The organism is Sulfitobacter sp. JL08 (assembly GCF_003352045.1).
Classification (GTDB): Bacteria; Pseudomonadota; Alphaproteobacteria; order Rhodobacterales; family Rhodobacteraceae; genus JL08.
In genome coordinates this window covers 674,173-690,719 of sequence record NZ_CP025815.1, presented here as the reverse complement: position 1 = coordinate 690,719, position 16,547 = coordinate 674,173, and the positions used below count along the sequence as shown (strand labels likewise).

Annotated in this window: 14 protein-coding genes; 8 read left to right on the top strand and 6 right to left on the bottom strand. The window is 58.7% G+C overall.

Annotation, left to right across the window (positions count from 1 at the left end; all coding sequences use genetic code 11):
• Window positions 1–71 precede the first annotated feature (71 nt).
• A complete protein-coding gene (locus tag C1J05_RS03515) occupies window positions 72–275 on the top strand; it encodes a histidinol phosphate aminotransferase (RefSeq protein WP_114872082.1) in 204 nt (67 codons plus the stop codon).
• On the opposite strand, the gene C1J05_RS03510 is transcribed toward C1J05_RS03515, so the two are convergent.
• Window positions 260–1,477 (bottom strand): pyridoxal-phosphate-dependent aminotransferase family protein, encoded by a 1,218-nt coding sequence (locus C1J05_RS03510; protein ID WP_114869055.1) that lies wholly within the window; start codon window positions 1,475–1,477, stop codon window positions 260–262. The genes C1J05_RS03515 and C1J05_RS03510 overlap by 16 nt on opposite strands.
• Window positions 1,478–1,619: 142 nt before the next feature.
• Here C1J05_RS03510 and C1J05_RS03505 point away from each other — a divergent pair, with 142 nt between their 5' ends.
• Both C1J05_RS03505 and C1J05_RS03500 read left to right on the top strand, forming a co-directional pair.
• Window positions 1,620–2,312, top strand: a complete 693-nt coding sequence (locus tag C1J05_RS03505) for a fused DSP-PTPase phosphatase/NAD kinase-like protein (protein ID WP_114872081.1) — start codon at window positions 1,620–1,622, stop codon at window positions 2,310–2,312.
• Window positions 2,309–4,162, top strand: a complete 1,854-nt coding sequence (locus C1J05_RS03500) for an ABC transporter ATP-binding protein (protein WP_114869054.1) — start codon at window positions 2,309–2,311, stop codon at window positions 4,160–4,162. The genes C1J05_RS03505 and C1J05_RS03500 overlap by 4 nt, the downstream gene beginning before the upstream one ends.
• Window positions 4,163–4,164: 2 nt before the next feature.
• Here C1J05_RS03500 and C1J05_RS03495 read toward each other — a convergent pair whose 3' ends face one another.
• On the bottom strand, window positions 4,165–4,842 hold the full coding sequence (locus C1J05_RS03495; RefSeq protein WP_114869053.1) for a TIGR04283 family arsenosugar biosynthesis glycosyltransferase: 678 nt from the start codon (window positions 4,840–4,842) through the stop codon (window positions 4,165–4,167).
• 70 nt (window positions 4,843–4,912) lie between these two features.
• On the opposite strand from C1J05_RS03495, the gene ygfZ reads away from it, so the two are divergent.
• On the top strand, window positions 4,913–5,647 hold the full coding sequence (gene ygfZ, locus C1J05_RS03490) for a CAF17-like 4Fe-4S cluster assembly/insertion protein YgfZ (RefSeq protein ID WP_114872080.1): 735 nt from the start codon (window positions 4,913–4,915) through the stop codon (window positions 5,645–5,647).
• A 3-nt stretch (window positions 5,648–5,650) separates the two neighbouring features.
• Here the strand turns inward: ygfZ and dacB are convergent, their stop codons facing one another.
• Entirely contained in the window at window positions 5,651–7,141 is a 1,491-nt protein-coding gene (dacB, locus tag C1J05_RS03485) for a D-alanyl-D-alanine carboxypeptidase/D-alanyl-D-alanine endopeptidase (RefSeq protein WP_114872079.1), read from the bottom strand.
• Window positions 7,142–7,226: 85 nt separating this feature from the next.
• On the opposite strand from dacB, the gene C1J05_RS03480 reads away from it, so the two are divergent.
• Window positions 7,227–8,054 (top strand): DMT family transporter, encoded by an 828-nt coding sequence (locus C1J05_RS03480; RefSeq protein WP_114869052.1) that lies wholly within the window; start codon window positions 7,227–7,229, stop codon window positions 8,052–8,054.
• On the opposite strand, the gene C1J05_RS03475 is transcribed toward C1J05_RS03480, so the two are convergent.
• From C1J05_RS03475 to C1J05_RS03465, 3 genes are all read right to left on the bottom strand, one after another.
• Complete coding sequence (locus tag C1J05_RS03475; protein ID WP_114872078.1) at window positions 8,055–8,648, bottom strand: nicotinate-nucleotide adenylyltransferase; 594 nt, start codon at window positions 8,646–8,648, stop codon at window positions 8,055–8,057. It abuts the gene before it with no gap.
• Window positions 8,649–8,720: 72 nt separating this feature from the next.
• The gene (locus C1J05_RS03470) at window positions 8,721–10,265 is read right to left on the bottom strand and encodes an alanine/glycine:cation symporter family protein (RefSeq protein ID WP_114869051.1); all 1,545 of its coding nucleotides are present in this window, start codon (window positions 10,263–10,265) and stop codon (window positions 8,721–8,723) included.
• A gap of 11 nt (window positions 10,266–10,276) precedes the next feature.
• Window positions 10,277–10,717 (bottom strand): universal stress protein, encoded by a 441-nt coding sequence (locus C1J05_RS03465; protein WP_114869050.1) that lies wholly within the window; start codon window positions 10,715–10,717, stop codon window positions 10,277–10,279.
• A 521-nt stretch (window positions 10,718–11,238) separates the two neighbouring features.
• On the opposite strand from C1J05_RS03465, the gene ettA reads away from it, so the two are divergent.
• The 3 genes from ettA to C1J05_RS03450 all read left to right on the top strand — a co-directional run bounded on the left by ettA (window position 11,239) and on the right by C1J05_RS03450 (window position 16,545).
• Complete coding sequence (gene ettA, locus C1J05_RS03460; RefSeq protein ID WP_114872077.1) at window positions 11,239–12,894, top strand: energy-dependent translational throttle protein EttA; 1,656 nt, start codon at window positions 11,239–11,241, stop codon at window positions 12,892–12,894.
• 1,070 nt (window positions 12,895–13,964) lie between these two features.
• Window positions 13,965–15,158 carry an acetate/propionate family kinase gene (locus C1J05_RS03455; protein ID WP_114869049.1) on the top strand — a complete coding sequence of 398 codons (1,194 nt, stop codon included), beginning with the start codon at window positions 13,965–13,967 and terminating at the stop codon, window positions 15,156–15,158.
• Window positions 15,159–15,294: 136 nt separating this feature from the next.
• A complete protein-coding gene (locus tag C1J05_RS03450; protein WP_114869048.1) occupies window positions 15,295–16,545 on the top strand; it encodes a sarcosine oxidase subunit beta family protein in 1,251 nt (416 codons plus the stop codon).
• The last annotated feature ends 2 nt before the right edge of the window (window positions 16,546–16,547 follow it).

Sequence of the window (16,547 nt, the reverse complement as noted above, 5' to 3'; positions counted from 1 at the left end):
GTTCACGCTCCATCCGGTAGGGTTGGATCCGTATGACGAATTGGTGTGACAAACTGACGAGTGAGATGACAATGCATGAAAACCACAGCAAACCGGTGGCAGATTACAAATCCACCTGCCTGATCATGGGATTGATCAACCTGTTATGGATATTCGGCGCGCTTTGGGCCATTTACGGCCTGCCGGTGGTTCTGGTTCTGGCTGCCGCGCTGAACCACCTGATCACACGGCTTGATCTGAAACTGGCCAGAGCGCAGTATTACGGCCCGCGCTGACCGGCGATAACATCTGCCGCAGCATCCAGTGCGCCGCTTCCGTGGGGAATTTTCAAGGCCCGCAGACCTGCCTGAATACCACCCAGCGCACCCAGAATCATGTGGCCGTTCACGTGCCCCATATGGCCCAGCCGGAAAAATCCGTGCCATGCCCGATCACCCGATGGCGCCATTCCCAGGCCCATGCCCAGCGTCAGCCCGATTTCTTTTTGTGCCCAGGCGCGCAGCTTCGTTCCGTAAGGCGGGTCAATCCGGAGGGCCGTGACCGCATGGCTGCGATACGCCGGATCGGCCGCATTCATTCTAAGCGATCCCTCGCGCCCCCATGCATCAAAGGCGGCCCAAACCGCGTGCGCCAGAATCGCGTGGCGGTCCCACACGTTTTCCAGCCCCTCGTTGCCGATCATGTCCAGCGCGGCGCGCAGACCATAAAGATGGTGTGTGGGGGCCGTGCCACCAAAATACTGATAATAGAATTCCGGATCGGCGCGCGGGGTCCAATCCCAGTAATTGCTGACGCGTTTCAGACTGGCGCGTGCCCTTTTGGCCCTGTCATTGAAAAACACAAACCCCAAACCCGCCGGTGTCATCAGCCCTTTCTGGCAGGCCGCAACCATTATATCGACGCCCCAGTCATCCATTTCGAACCGGTCACAGCCCAACGATGCGATGCAATCCGCCATCAGCAAGGCAGGATGATCCAGCGCATCCAGTGCGGCCCTGATGGCTGCGGGATCGTTTCGGATACCGGTGGATGTATCCACATGCACCGCCAGCACCGCCTTGATCTTGTGCGCGGTGTCTTGCGCCAGAACTTCGCTTATACGGTCAATGTCAAACGGCGATTGCTTGCCGAATTCCAGTATCTCGCAGTCTATACCAAGGGCGGCGGCCATGTTGGCCCAACTGTGCGCAAACTGCCCCGAGGACGGCACCAGCACCTTGTCACCTTCTTGCAATGTGTTGACCAGTGCGGCCTCCCAGGCGGCGTGACCGTTGCCGATATAGATCGCAACCGAATGATCCGTGCGCGCGACAGCCTTCAGATCAGGGATCAGAGTCGCTGTCAGATCGATCAATTCGCCCTCGTAAATATTGGGCGAAGATCGATGCATGGCCCGCAATACGGCATCCGGAATCACGGAAGGGCCCGGAATGGCAAGATAGTCACGCCCGTGCGACAGGTTGGGTGTCTTGGCCATGTGTGTGAAATCCTTGGTGTTTTGCGCCAGCTTAGCGCAGCACTACGCGGCGTCAACATCCCGCTTTGTCTTGCGCAGGCACATCCCCCGCATTAGAAGCACGCGAATGAAAAACGCAGGTCCAGACAAAGACGGAGCGGGTATGATCAGCAGGGCCCGTGCCCATCTGACCAAGGCCAAGCACCAGCTGCGCCAGTCCGCGATGGAGGATTTGACCGTTCCGGCCAACCGGCGGCGGGCTCTGCTGCATTTCCAGCTTCACGATCACGCCAGTCTGCGCCTGCTCTGGTCGAATTTCGCCACTGTCGCGCCGGGCGTATTTCGGGCCAACCATCCGGACCGGCGGCGGCTGGAGAAATATGCGGCGCGCGGAATTAAAACCATCATCAATCTGCGCGGAGCATCGCATACGCCGCATTACGCGTTCGAGGCCGAAGCCTGCCGCGATCTGGGCCTGACCCTGATCGACAATGAAATGACCGCCCGCAGCGCGCCAAGCCGAGAAAGCATTTTGTCGCTGATCCGGATTTTCCGCGACACACCCAAACCCTATCTGATGCACTGCAAATCCGGCGCAGACAGGTCGTCTCTGGCGGCTGCGATCTATCTGCTTGTATTCTGCGGGGCCAGCGTGGCCGAGGCCCGCAAACAGTTCGGTCTTCGCTTTATTCACTTCAAATGGACCAGGACCGGTGTTCTGGATCACATTCTGGATCGGTACGAGGCCGCAAATGCGGCAAATCCGATCCCCTTTGAAGACTGGGTCGAAACCGCCTATGATCCTGATGAAATCCAGGCGTCTTTCGACCGGCGCAGAAAGGCGTTCCCAAGATGAGCGATCCGTCCTATTCGTCCAAGCACCTGTTGGGCTGGATCTGGCGCGATTATCTGCGCAAACACTGGCCGATTTTGTTGGTTGCCGTCGTGTTCATGTTTCTGGAAGGCTCCACCCTCGGGGCCATCAGCTACATGCTGCAACCAATGTTCGATCAGGTCTTTATTGGTGGAAATTCCGGCGCGTTGTGGTGGGTCGGAGTTGCCATTCTAGTGATTTTTTCGATCCGTGCGATCGCCGGTCTGGTGCAAAAGGTCCTGCTGACCCGCGTTGCACAACTGACCGCGGCGGATATCCGGGTTGATCTGTTGAACCACATGATGAAACAGGATGGCGCCTTTCACCAGACACACCCGCCCGGTTACCTGATCCAACGGGTGCAGTCAGACGTGAACGCCGTTAACGATGTGTGGCGCGCCATCATTACAGGGGCCGGGCGGGATGTGGTGGCACTGATCGTTCTGATGGGGGTTGCCATCAGCGTTGACTGGAAATGGGCCATCATGGCCTGTATCGGCACGCCCCTGCTGATCGCGCCTGCCGCTTTGGCCCAAAAATATGTACGCGCGCAGGCGCGACAGGCCCGTGATCTGGGCGCAACCCTGTCCACACGTCTGGACGAGGTGTTTCACGGTATCGTGCCGATCAAACTGAACGCATTGGAAGCCTATCAGACGCGGAAGTACCGTGATCTGACAGGGCGTTTTATCGATACCGAAGTGCGCGCCGCCTTTGGCAGCGCCGCAATTCCCGGCATGGTGGATATCATGGCCGGCGTCGGGTTTCTGGCCGTGATGGTCTTTGGCGGTTCCGAAATTATTTCCGGCGAAAAGACCGTGGGCCAGTTCATGACCTTTTTCACGGCCATGGGCCTTGCCTTTGATCCGATCCGCCGTCTGGGGGCCATCAGCGGGCTTTGGCAGGTTGCGGCGGCCGCGATCGAACGGATAAAGGAACTGATCGATTCACCGCTGCGCCTGAAATCACCGGCCCGTCCGGTGGCCGCCCCCACCGGCACACCGGGCATCAAAATAACCAAAGCTGATTTGTTCTATGGCGACACACAGGTGCTGCACAGCCTGTCGATGACAGCCGAAGCCGGCAAGACAACCGCCCTTGTCGGGGCATCAGGTGCCGGCAAGTCGACCATTTTCAATCTGCTGACACGGCTGGTCGATCCACAAAACGGCGATGTGCTGATCGGTGGTGTCTCTGTCAAATCGATGAAAATGCAGGACTTGCGCAGTCTGTTTTCCGTCGTCAGCCAAGAGGCGCTGCTATTTGACGACAGTTTGCGCGAAAACATCTTGCTGGGGCGCACCGATGTCAGCGACGCGCATCTGAAGAAAGTGCTTGATGCCGCTCATGTGTCCGATTTCCTGGACAAACTGCCCAATGGTCTGGACACCCATGTGGGCCCGCGCGGGTCTGCACTTTCGGGCGGACAACGACAGCGTGTCGTGATCGCCCGCGCCCTGTTGCGCGATACGCCGATACTGCTGCTGGACGAAGCAACCAGCGCGCTGGATGCCCAATCGGAAGCGGTGGTTCAAGCCGCGCTTGACCGGTTGTCGGACGGGCGGACCACTTTGGTGATCGCCCACCGGCTTAGTACCGTGATCAACGCGGACAAGATCATCGTGATGGATCGCGGGCACGTCGTGGATGCGGGAACCCACCAAGAACTGCTGTCGCGCGGGGGCATCTATGCCGATCTTTACCGCCTGCAATACAAAGATGGGAAAACCGTCAGCGAACACTCCGGAGCCACGACTCTGACGGTAAAAAGTACCGAAACGCCGAAAGCGCAGGAAAACTGGATTGGAAAGCTGCGGCAGTTGTTCGCCTGAACCTAACGGCGATAGGCTGCGGCCAGTTTTGCGGGGTCTGCGCCAAGGCGATAGCGCAGCAGCGTCCATAAATTGCGCGCGCCACGCCGCAGCCAGCCTTGGGCCTGATACCGGGCCGCACTGGTAACGGCCACTGCCGCCAGCATCTGCATTCGACCGGACAAGGCCCGCGCCAGCGCAACGTCTTCCATCAGCGGCTGGTCGGGGTACCCGCCCGCGGCATCATACATCGCGCGGGGTATCAACAACCCCTGATCCCCGTAGGGCAGATCAAACAAACGCGACCGCAGATTTGCCCATGCCGCCACCCACGCCGCCATCGGGCCGCGTACATCAAAGCGCAGCTTGAAATAACCCGCCTGTTCGCTGGCCAGATGCGCCTGCGCCACATCGCTCCACCCGGCCTGCAAAACCGTATCGGCGTGTAACACCATCAACCAGTCGCCCTGCGCCTGCGCACAGCCCCGGCGCAATTGCGCACCGCGCGATGCTGCCCCTGTGATCACTTCGGCCCCGGCCGAGCGCGCCAGCGCACAGGTCGCATCTTTTGATCCGCCATCGGACACGATCAATTCGCGGATCAATCCAGCCTGCACGCCTTCCATCAGGCCAGCCAGACACGCGGGAAGCACATCTTCGACATCCAGTGTCGGAATGATCACAGAAATCGGGGCGCGCACCTGTCTGATCCTTTGTTCTTGGCCACAATGCACCCTATATGTGTTCGGCGATATCAAAGGAAAGCCACGAATGCCGACGCGCCACATCCTTGCCCTGACAGGGCTCGACACCGATCACTTTCTTCAGGGGCTGACCACCAACGATGTGTCAGACATCGACGACCGGCTTGTCTATACCGCGATTCTGACGCCGCAAGGCAAATATCTGGCCGACTTTTTCGTGACCCGGCAGGGCGATACCGTTCTGGTCGATGTTGCGGCGTCCCTGGGCGACATGCTGGAAAAACGGCTGAACATGTACCGCTTGCGCGCCAAGGTCGAAATCGAAAAAACCGGCCTGAATGCGCAACGCGGCACCGGGCCTGCCCCAACCGGCGCCCTTGCAGACCCGCGTCACCCTGATCTGGGCTGGCGCCGCTATTCGACCGAAGAGGAATCAGATGATGGCACAGATTGGGATGCCATCCGCGTGGCGCATTGCATCCCCGAAACCGGTATCGAGCTGGGGCCGGACACCTTTATTCTCGAGGCCGGTTTTGAAGCGCTGCACGGCGTGGATTTCAAAAAGGGCTGTTACGTCGGTCAGGAAGTGACGGCGCGCATGAAACACAAAACCGAACTGCGCAAGGGGCTGTCCCGTGTCAGTGTAAGTGCACCGGTTCCGGTCGGCACCGAAATCACGGCAGGCGGCAAACCCGTTGGAACGCTGTTCACCCAATCAGATGGCGCCGGGATCGCATATCTTCGCTTTGACCGCGCACAGGGCGAAATGCAGGCAGGGACAGCGCGCATTCTGCGGCTTTGAACGTTACGATCCGTAGACCAGCCCCCAACGCTCGATCAGGTTTTGCTGCAACGTCTTTGCGCGACGGTTCCAGGGGCGTGCGCCTTCGGGGCGTTCGCGATCTGCGCGCTTGATCTTGTTGCGGGTCTGTTCATCGGCAGCAAAGATCGCAAACACCAGTTCGGTGCCGTCCTGCGCCGTCATGTAGCCCGCCAATCCGGAAACAAAATTCAGGGTGCCGGTTTTCGCGCTGACCTTGATGGGATGGTTTTTGTCGATCCGTCCCTTGCTGTCGCGCATTCCGATCGTTTTCAGTAGGGGGCGCAATCCCTGCCGGGATTTGGGATGGGCCAGCGCCTGCACCATATCGGCAGCGGAGATGCTGGATGCGCCGCCAAGGCCCGAATGATCTACAAGATCTATGTCGGTCAGCCCCATGGAAGATTGCGCCCACAGGTTCATTTCCCGCGCCGACGCCCGCAGCGACGTGATCTGCCCCGCGCGCACCGCCGATGTGGCCATGCCGACCATCTCCGCCGTCAGATTTGTCGAATATTTCAGCATATCGCGTAGTATATCTGTCAGCGGTTCGCTGGAATGGGTAACAAGAACACGGCCTGCCGGTGCGTCCTGCACCGTGACGGCCGCCTTCAACTGCACACCGTGCGCCCGCGCCAGCGTGCAAAACACATCGCCCGCGTAAAGCGCCGGCTTGCGCACCGGCAACCATCGCGCGCCGCCCTTGCCCAAGGCACCTTTGGCAACGGTCCACTGATCCTGCACACCTGTCGTGGCGTAGGTATAAATCGGGGTTGATCTGTCGGCGACCTGCATCCGCGCCACGGTGACATCGGGCCGGTATTTGTCGGACCGGGCATCCATCGTCACGCCGTAACCGTTCGACCCGCGCCGCCATTCGAAATGAACCCTGTTGAAATTCAGCGCAATGCCAGAAACGGCCGGGCTGTAGCCCACGTGATCCGGCTGGTCGGGGTCAATGCTGCTGACAAAAGGCAATGCGCCATCATAGACCAGAAAATCACCGCGCACCTCGCGCACGCCGCTGTCTTTCAGGCCCTGCGCCATTTCCGCCAGCGCGTTGGTATCCAGCGTCGGATCGGCGCCGCCTGCCAGCACCAGATCGCCCTGCAAAATACCGTTTTCGATCTTGCCAGCCGTCATAAGCCGGGTTTGGAACCGGTGTTCCGGCCCAAGAACATCCAGCGCGTAAAGTGCTGTGATCGCCTTGGCCACGCTGGCGGGAGGTATGCCTGTTGCGGCGTTGTGCCCTTCCAGCCGCAATCCGCTGTCGGCATCCGCCACCAGAAATCCAACCTCGCCGCGCACGCCCGATGCGTCCAGCAATGCCTTGGCCGCCGGTGCGGTGCGTTTGTGAAACCCGGCGCCGCGCAATTGTGGGCGCAACGAAACCGCAGGCGCTTCGGCCCAGACCGCCGTTGCCACACCGGACGCCAAACCGCCCAAAAAGACCCTTCGGGTAAACGTGTTTTTCATAGCCGCAATAAACCGCAGGCCGGTTGAACAGACAAGACGCATATGATCACTTTTGATCGCGCAAATCCCGTGATAGCCCCGCGCCATGGGTCAGGCCGTTTTTATCATGTTTGTGGCAATGTCACTTATTCCGGCAGGGGATACAGCGGCCAAGCTGTTGATCGGCCAGTACGGGGCTTCACCGTTTTTTGTGGCATGGTCACGGTTCCTGATCGGGGCACTGGCCATCCTGCCCTTTGCGCCAACGGCCACATGGGCCCTGTTTGCGAACTGGCGCATCTGGATGCGGGCCATGTTTCTGACGGTTGGCATCACGTCGATCCAGTTTGCCTTGCGATCCGAACCGATTGCGGATGTGTTTGCCGCCTTCTTCATCGGCCCGATCTTCAGCTATGTTCTGTCGGTGATTTTCCTGCGGGAACCGGTCACGTGGCAGCGGACCGCTTTGATCCTTTTGGGCTTTGCCGGTGTTCTACTGGTGGTGCGCCCCGGGTTTGGCGGTTCCGGCGGTCTGGCGTTCGCGGTTCTTGCGGGCCTGTGCTACGGCGCGTTTCTGACCACATCGCGTTGGTTGTCGGGGCTGGCAGCACCTGTATCACTGGTGTTTACGCAACTGGCGATCAGTGCAACGCTTCTAGCCCCGCTGGGCCTGCTGCAATTCCCGCAGCTTGGAATGCCGGTCGCGTCACTGACCCTCGCGAGTGGTCTTTTTTCCATGCTCGGCAATCTATTGTTGCTGTTTGCCTATCGCTTGGCACCGGCAACGCAACTGGCGCCGCTGGTCTATTTTCAGTTGCTGGCGGCGACCGCACTGGGCTGGGCCGTGTTTTCGGACCTGCCCGATACGCTGACATGGGCCGGTCTGGTTCTGGTCATCGGGTCCGGGATCACATCGGCGCTGTTGCGCCGCTGATCAGCGTTGCGCCGCCCGCAGTGCGCTTGAGGACATATCGACCATAGGAACGTTGACAAAACACAACGCCGGCGGTGCGGACCGTGCCAGAAGATGCGATGCACGCCCCGAAATGCGATAGGGCGCAAAAAGGCGGGCGGCGGGCGACATCCGCGCCGAAATCCGGTCACCGGGGCGGGCCAGTACGCCGACCGGGACCGACATCATGATTTTTCGCCAGTCCTGCCATTTGTGAAACTGCGCCAGATTGTCAGCGCCCATGAGCCAGACAAAATTCACCCCGGGATAGTGTCTGCGCAACGTTGCCAGTGTTTGTGCCGTGTACCGCGTTCCCAGCCGTGCCTCTATATCGGTAACTGTCACACGGGGATGCTGCATCATCGCGCGCGCCTGCTGCATCCGTTGCGAGAGTGGTGCCGGCCCCTGCGGTTTAAGTGGATTTCCCGGCGTCACCAGCCACCATACCCGATCCAGTCCAAAGCGTTTCAACGCTTCGGTTGTGATGTGGACATGACCGTGATGCGGCGGATCAAACGACCCGCCCAACAGGCCAACACTCTGGCCGCGCGCTGCTTTTGGAAACTCCGAATTCAAAACGGCCCCCGACACTGTGTCAGGGGCCGTTGAAGGATGCCTTGCATCAATTGTCAATCAAAACGCTTTGGCCTAGGCCTTGTGGCGTTTGATCTCTCCGGTTTTCAGGCGATCGAAATAGCTGTTCATCTCGCGCTTGACGATCGGCATCAGCAGGTAAAGCGCCGTGATGTTCACAACCGCCATGGCAAAGATCATCGCATCCGAGAAGTCGATGACAGCGCCCAGCTGGGCTGCCGCGCCTACCACCACAAAGAAGCAGAACAGCAACTTGAAGATCAGTTCATTTGTCTTGCCCTCTCCGAACAGATAGGTCCACGCCTTCAACCCGTAATAAGACCAGGAAATCATGGTCGAGAAGGCAAAGAGCACAACCGCGATGGCCAGAACATAGGGGAACCAGCTTAGCCCGCTTGCAAACGCTGCCGAGGTCAGCTGCACGCCCTGAACACCACCTTCTGTCATGATCTTGCCGTCTTCGCCCAGAATGAACAGGCCGGTTTCCGGATCAATCATCTGAACCCCGGAAATCGTGATCACCAGCGCTGTCATTGTACAGATCACCACCGTATCGATGAACGGTTCCAACAAGGAAACGACACCTTCGGTAATCGGCTCTTTTGTCCGAACGGCCGAGTGGGCGATGGCTGCAGAGCCGACACCCGCTTCGTTCGAGAACGCCGCCCGTTTAAAGCCTTGGATCAAAGCACCGACAAAACCGCCCGCGACACCAAGTCCGGTAAATGCACCGGCAAAGATCTGGCCAAATGCCCAGCCGATCATGTCATAGTTCATCAACAGGATCACAAGTGCCGTGCCCACATAAAGCAGCCCCATGAAGGGAACGACTTTTTCGGTGACACGCGCGATGGATTTGATCCCGCCAACGATGACGGCGAACACGACAAGGGCAAAAATGATACCGGTGATCCATCCCGGATAGTCGCCGACGATGCCCGAGATCTGCGCATGCGCCTGATTGGCCTGGAACATGTTGCCACCGCCAAATGCCCCGCCGATACAAAAGATCGCGAAAAGCACGGCCATGATCTTGCCACCGCGATACCCCCGTTCGTCGAACCCTTTGGTCATATAGTACATTGGTCCGCCGGACACTGTGCCGTCGGGATATTCATTCCGGTATTTCACACCCAGCGTACATTCGGTGAATTTCGAGGCCATACCCATAAGGCCCGCAAGGATCATCCAGAACGTGGCCCCCGGCCCGCCGATACCGACAGCCACAGCAACACCGGCGATGTTACCCAGACCGACCGTGCCGGACAACGCCGTTGCCAGAGCCTGAAAGTGGCTGACCTCACCCGCGTCGTTGGGATCTGAATAATCGCCCTTTACCAGGCTTATCGCATGGGAAAACGCGCGCAGCTGGATAAACCCGAAATAGATGGTGAACACTGTTGCACCCACGACCAGCCACAGCACGATCCAGGGAAAGGCCGTGCCCGGAAGTGGCGCGAAGATCAGATTGACGAACCAGCCTGTCGAATTTGCGAAAATTTCGTTCACGCGCGCATCGAAACTTATGGCGTCCTGTGCCAGCGTCACCCCGGGAAACAGGGCTACCGCAGTGGCAAGCGTTGGAATTGAATATTTCATGTGAAATCCTCTCAGGGGATAATCGTGACGGGAACTGCCGCACTTGCGACAAGACGCCCGCTGACACTGCCGAACATGCGGTCTTTCAGACCCCGCGCGCCGACACGGCCCACGATGATCTGTTCCGCACCCAGTTCCTTGGCGAGATCGTCCAGTATTTCGGCGGCATCGCCGTGGCGCACGACTCCGGTCGCGGTATGGCCGTCCTGTTTTGCGGACGCCAGGGCAGGATCCAGCACGCGATCATGCGCCAGCTTCAATTCCTCTTCGCGGCGCTTGTGACGTTGTTCGTTTTCCTCTGGTGTCTGGAAGGTAAACGGCGACCATTCGATCACGTAGCACAGCGCTATCGTGCAATCGCCCATCCGCTTGGCCTGTCGTTTGGCAAACGCCAGCGCCTTTTCCCCTGCGGGCGAGCCATCAAGCCCGACCACGAGTGTTGTTTTTGACATGAGAAGTCCCTCTCCTGTTTTTTTGCGGGATTTATTGGCCCCCGCTTGATTGCGTCCGGATCGGCAACACGCCCACAACCGGAACGACAGGCTGTCAGCGTTCAGACAACCCGTGTTGCAGTGTAACAGTTTGGTAAAAGTCTTATCGCCCGATATGTGGGCACGGCGAAGATCATTCGACTGTTTTTTGACGAAAATTCAGTCTAAAATACCTCATATCTTCCGAAACTCAGTATATTTTCCGAAAATACAGGCACATGTGGCGCAGATGCTGCTGCCAGACTCCACCCAAAAAGGCGGCATTTACGGTCATATCTGCCCACAAATTATGCAAAAAAAACAATCGGTCAATCGTTTTCAGCGCGCGCCCGCCTGTCGCGCAATGGCCGCTGTCGGTCAAACCGCCGCTTTGGCCTGTGCCACAGGATCAAATCTGTCAGGCTGTTCATTGCCCGCATTGCCCCTTGTGCCTTGCATCGCTATCTAGCCATCTGAACACGATCTGTCCAAGGAGCATGCACATGGCCGCCTATCAATACGTCTATCACATGGAAGGGGTGTCCAAAACCTATCCCGGTGGCAAGAAATGCTTTGAAAACATCCATCTCAGCTTTTTGCCGGGCGTGAAAATCGGCGTTGTCGGCGTCAACGGATCGGGCAAATCGACCCTGATGCGGATCATGGCCGGTCTGGACAAGGATTTTCAGGGTGAGGCGTGGGCCGCCAAGGGCGCGCATGTCGGCTATCTGCCACAGGAACCGAAACTGGACGAAACCCTTGATGTGCGCGGCAATGTGATGCTGGGCGTGGCCGACAAAAAGGCCATTCTGGATCGCTACAACGAACTGGCGATGAACTATTCCGATGAAACCGCCGACGAGATGGCCGAGTTGCAGGACAAGATCGACGCCGAGAACCTGTGGGATCTGGACAGCCAGATCGATGTCAGCATGGAGGCGCTGCGCTGCCCGCCGGACGAGGCCGAGATTGCCACCCTGTCAGGCGGTGAAAAACGCCGTGTCGCACTGTGCAAGCTGCTGCTTGAAGCGCCCGACATGCTGCTGCTGGATGAGCCGACCAACCATCTGGATGCGGAAACCATCGCCTGGTTGCAACAGCACCTGATCGATTACAAGGGCACCATCCTGATCGTCACCCACGACCGTTATTTTCTGGATGACATCACCGGCTGGATCCTTGAACTTGATCGCGGCCGCGGCATCCCCTACGAGGGCAATTATTCGGCATGGCTGGAACAAAAGGCCAAGCGTCTGGCGCAGGAAGCGCGCGAGGACAAATCAAAACAGAAAACGCTGGAACGCGAACTGGAATGGATGCGCCAGGGCGCCAAGGCGCGGCAGGCCAAATCCAAGGCCCGGATCAACGCCTATAACGATCTGGCCGAACAGTCCGAACGCGAAAAACTGAGCCGCGCACAGATCGTCATCCCCAACGGCCCGCGTCTGGGCAGCAAGGTGATCGAGGTGAACGGCCTGTCCAAGCACATGGGCGACAAGCAGTTGATCGAAGGGCTTGATTTTTCGCTGCCCCCCGGTGGCATCGTCGGGGTGATCGGCCCCAACGGTGCGGGTAAATCGACCCTGTTCAAGATGCTGACCGGGCAGGAAAAGCCCGATGCAGGCACCATCGAATACGGCGATACGGTTGATCTGTCTTATGTCGATCAGTCGCGCGATGATCTGCAGGCCGATGATACCGTGTGGCAGGCGATCACCGGCGGTGCCGAGATTATCGAACTGGGAGATGCGCAGGTCAATTCGCGCGCCTATTGTTCGTCCTTCAACTTCAAGGGCGGCGACCAGCAGAAAAAGGTTGGCCTGCTGTCAGGCGGGGAACGCAACCGTGTCCACATGGCGCGCCTGCTGAAAGAAGGCGGCAACGTGCTGCTGCTGGATGAACCGACCAACGATCTTGACGTCGAAACCCTGCGCGCACTGGAAGACGCGCTGGTCGATTTCGCCGGCTGCGCCGTGGTGATTTCCCACGACCGGTTCTTTCTGGACCGGATCTGCACGCATATCCTCGCGTTCGAGGGCGATGCCCACGTGGAATGGTTCGAAGGCAATTTCGAGGATTACGAGGAAGACAAGAAACGCCGGCTGGGGGCCGATGCACTGGAGCCGAAGCGGTTGAAGCACAAGAAATTCGTTCGATAAATCGCAAAGCGATTTTCGGACGGGTGCGCGGCAGCGGGTGCATAGCACCTGCGTGCGCACTCGGTTGGGTTGGGGACGATTTCATTGTTTGAAACTGCCAATCAGTTCAAAGATATACCAGCCTCGGGGCGAAGTGCTTACAGTTCTGCTGTGAAACGAGCGAAGCGCTTGAACCGAGGGTATCTTTCAAAGAACGATTTTCTTCAAATCTGGAACCGTGCATCCGGGAGGTGTGAACTTTCAACATTGAAATTTACAGACATCCTGGAATTGAATGAAAAAGGGCGGAGTATTACAGACAGAATTCATTTCCGTGGCAACCGTCCCTCAATCAAATTCGCCCCGGCTTAGGATATGAACTCAACAACTGTCAGTTGGTTTACAAGGTCATAAATATAGGGAAGAACAGCTACAGCCAATCCAAATTTGAACGCTGGGTTCTCGCGGTAGCCCAAGTGATCGAAGAAAGGCCCAAGTAAAGAACATGTATTGTGTTCAGTCGTTTTATCCACTATATGTTGTGATGGTAGCGGAGTCCATCATTGGGCGTGCGGCGGGTCGTGGCCCTTTGTTAAGGATAACTGCAACTCCTACGCAGAAGGTGCAAGCGCTTAGCGGTGCTATGTCAATTCCTTAGCAGGAAGCGGCTAAGGCGGTCCGACAGAACTCACGGTGGAGCTGTGAATAATCTGAGCGGGTGACCGTCGAACGGAAGCTCCAAGTAGCTATAGGAGCATGCCAAACCGCCGGAATTGGGGCGGTATATAAATACTGAGCGAGTTTTAACGCTCAAGGCCTTGAGCATCTCTAAGGACAAAATCCAATGAGATACTTAAAAAGGCTGAAAGGGCGAGTGACGTATTCCGACATAGTCGGAACTATGTCTCTCTTCCTGGCGATACTTGATTTAGTCTTGTAACGTTGGGCGGTCTTCGGACCGCCCTTTCTTTTTTGGGAGCGCCCCCCGCCTTGACACAGATTAAAGCACGCCGCGCGCCGCGCGCTAGGGTGTCGCAATGCGCGCCGGACCTTGCGGCGCATTTCGCAGGCTTTCACTGATAAGGCATTTCATGACTCAGGATGTCGTCATCACCTTCAACGCAGGTTCCTCCAGCCTGCGCTGTGGCGTTTTTCGCCTGACCGGCGCTGATCCCGAACCGGTCGGCACCTTCGGCATTCGCGGTATCCCCGACCGTATGGTGCTGACGCGGCGTGATATGCAGGCCGGCACGCAGGACGAAACCACCCTGCCCGCGCCGCAAAGCCCCGAGCGCGCCCACCCCGAGGCGTTGGGCCACATGATTGAGCGGCTGGACGGGATCGCGGGCACCTACACGATCCGCGCTTTTGCGCACCGGATCGTGCATGGCGGCGCAGATTACGCCCATCCGGTGCGCATCGACGATGATGTGATGACACATCTCAAGGCGCTGGAACCGCTGGCGCCCAGCCACCAGCCCCACAATCTGCGCCCGATCCGCCGGATGCGCGACCATTACCCCGATGTGCCGCAGATCGCGTGTTTCGATACCGCATTTCACCGCACCCAACCGCGTCTGGCGCAACTGTTCGCGCTGCCCCGCGCGCTGGGGGATGCGGGCATTCTGCGTTACGGGTTTCACGGCCTGTCCTATGATTACATCGCCCACCGGCTGGAACGCGATTATCCCGATCTGGCTCGCGGGCGCGTGATTGTCGCGCATCTGGGCCACGGGGTCAGCCTGTGTGCGCTGAAAGACGGGCAAAGCATTGCCACCACCATGGGCCTGACGGCGCTGGACGGCATGCCGATGGGTCAGCGCTGCGGCACGATTGACCCCGGCGTGGTGCTGCATCTGATCATGGATCGCGGGTACAGCGCGTCCGAAGTGCGCGATATGCTGTATGAAGAATCCGGCCTGATGGGCGTGTCCGACATCAGCGGCGAAATGAACGATCTGCTGGCCAGCGACGATCTCCATGCCGCTGAAGCCATTGACTATTTTACCTATCACTTCACCCGAAACGTCGGGGCCTTGCAGGCCACATTGGGCGGGGTGGATGCGATCGTGCTGACCGGTGGCATGGGCAAATACATTCCCGCCCTGCGCGCCCGTCTGGTTGATGCGCTGGCTTGGATGGGCATCGCGCTGGACAGGGATGCCAATGCCGCAGGCGGCCCGGTTCTGACGACACAAGACAGTCGCTTTCCGGTTCTGATGCTGCCAACAGACGAAGAACTGATCCTTGCGCGGGGCGCGGCCGGCATTCTGGACAAGGGCTGACGCCGCCAGATATTGAAACGCACGAGGATTTTTGCGGAAAGTCCGTTTTTTGTCGCTATTCTTATGATCCGTGTCCGTTTCCGGCAGGGCTTTGATGCTGGTCTGTTGCAACAGTGCTGCCCAAAGGAGGCCCCGCATGCGATATTCCGGCTTCAAGGTGATCAAAGAGGCGCTGACCGGCCACAAAGGCTGGACGCCCGCGTGGCGCGATCCTGCGCCACAGGCCGATTATGATATCGTGATCATCGGCGGCGGCGGGCACGGTCTGGCGACGGCCTATTATCTGGCCAAACAGTTCGGCGGCAAGCGCATCGCGGTGCTTGAAAAAGGCTGGATCGGTGGCGGCAATGTCGGGCGCAACACCACCATCATCCGGTCCAACTATCTGCTGGATGGAAACGAGCCGTTCTACGAATTCTCGCTCAAGCTGTGGGAAGGGCTGGAACAGGATTTCAATTTCAACGCCATGATCAGCCAGCGCGGCATTCTGAACCTGATCCACACCGATGCGCAGCGCGATGCGTTCATCCGGCGCGGCAACGCGATGATGCTGAACGGGGCGGATGCGGAATTGCTGAGCGTGGCCCAGATCCGCGCGCGCTATCCTTTCATGAATTTCGACAATGCGCGCTTTCCCATCAAGGGCGGGTTGGCGCAGCATCGCGGCGGCACGGTTCGCCATGATGCGGTCGCGTGGGGCTATGCGCGCGGCGCCGACGCGCGCGGCGTGGACATCATACAGAATTGCGAAGTCACCGGATTCCGGATCGAAAACGGTATCTGCAAAGGTGTCGAGACCAGCCGCGGCTTTATCGGCGCATCCAAAGTGGGCTGCGCCGTTGCCGGATCATCGGGGCGGCTGATGGCCAAGGCAGGGATGCGTCTGCCCATCGAAAGCCACGTGTTGCAGGCCTTTGTATCCGAAGGATTGAAACCGGTGATGCCGGGGGTCGTGACCTTTGGCGCGGGCCATTTCTATTGCAGCCAGTCCGACAAGGGCGGGCTGGTGTTTGGCGGCGATATCGACGGCTACAATTCCTACGCCCAGCGCGGCAACCTGCCGGTGGTCGAAGACGTGGTCGAAAGCGGCATGGCGCTGTTTCCGATGCTGGGCCGCGTGCGATTGCTGCGGATGTGGGGCGGGATCATGGATATGTCGATGGACGGATCGCCCATCATTGACCGCACTCATATCGGCGGTCTCTATTTCAATGGCGGCTGGTGTTACGGCGGGTTCAAGGCCACGCCCGCGTCAGGCTGGTGCTTTGCGCATCTTCTGGCCCGCGATGAACCCCACCCCGTGGCCACGGCCTATCGGTTTGACCGGTTCGAAAAGGGCCGCATGATTGATGAAAAAGGCATGGGCGCGCAGCCCAATCTGCACTGAGG

Bases quoted from the DNA above. Each gene is read 5' to 3' on its own strand.
- C1J05_RS03515 (WP_114872082.1), top strand. From the start codon at position 72: ATGCATGAAAACCACAGCAAACCGGTGGCAGATTACAAATCCACCTGC.
- C1J05_RS03510 (WP_114869055.1), bottom strand. From the start codon at position 1,477: ATGGCCAAGACACCCAACCTGTCGCACGGGCGTGACTATCTTGCCATT.
- C1J05_RS03505 (WP_114872081.1), top strand. From the start codon at position 1,620: ATGATCAGCAGGGCCCGTGCCCATCTGACCAAGGCCAAGCACCAGCTG.
- C1J05_RS03500 (WP_114869054.1), top strand. From the start codon at position 2,309: ATGAGCGATCCGTCCTATTCGTCCAAGCACCTGTTGGGCTGGATCTGG.
- ygfZ (WP_114872080.1), top strand. From the start codon at position 4,913: ATGCCGACGCGCCACATCCTTGCCCTGACAGGGCTCGACACCGATCAC.
- dacB (WP_114872079.1), bottom strand. From the start codon at position 7,141: ATGAAAAACACGTTTACCCGAAGGGTCTTTTTGGGCGGTTTGGCGTCC.
- C1J05_RS03480 (WP_114869052.1), top strand. From the start codon at position 7,227: ATGGGTCAGGCCGTTTTTATCATGTTTGTGGCAATGTCACTTATTCCG.
- C1J05_RS03470 (WP_114869051.1), bottom strand. From the start codon at position 10,265: ATGAAATATTCAATTCCAACGCTTGCCACTGCGGTAGCCCTGTTTCCC.
- C1J05_RS03465 (WP_114869050.1), bottom strand. From the start codon at position 10,717: ATGTCAAAAACAACACTCGTGGTCGGGCTTGATGGCTCGCCCGCAGGG.
- ettA (WP_114872077.1), top strand. From the start codon at position 11,239: ATGGCCGCCTATCAATACGTCTATCACATGGAAGGGGTGTCCAAAACC.
- C1J05_RS03455 (WP_114869049.1), top strand. From the start codon at position 13,965: ATGACTCAGGATGTCGTCATCACCTTCAACGCAGGTTCCTCCAGCCTG.
- C1J05_RS03450 (WP_114869048.1), top strand. From the start codon at position 15,295: ATGCGATATTCCGGCTTCAAGGTGATCAAAGAGGCGCTGACCGGCCAC.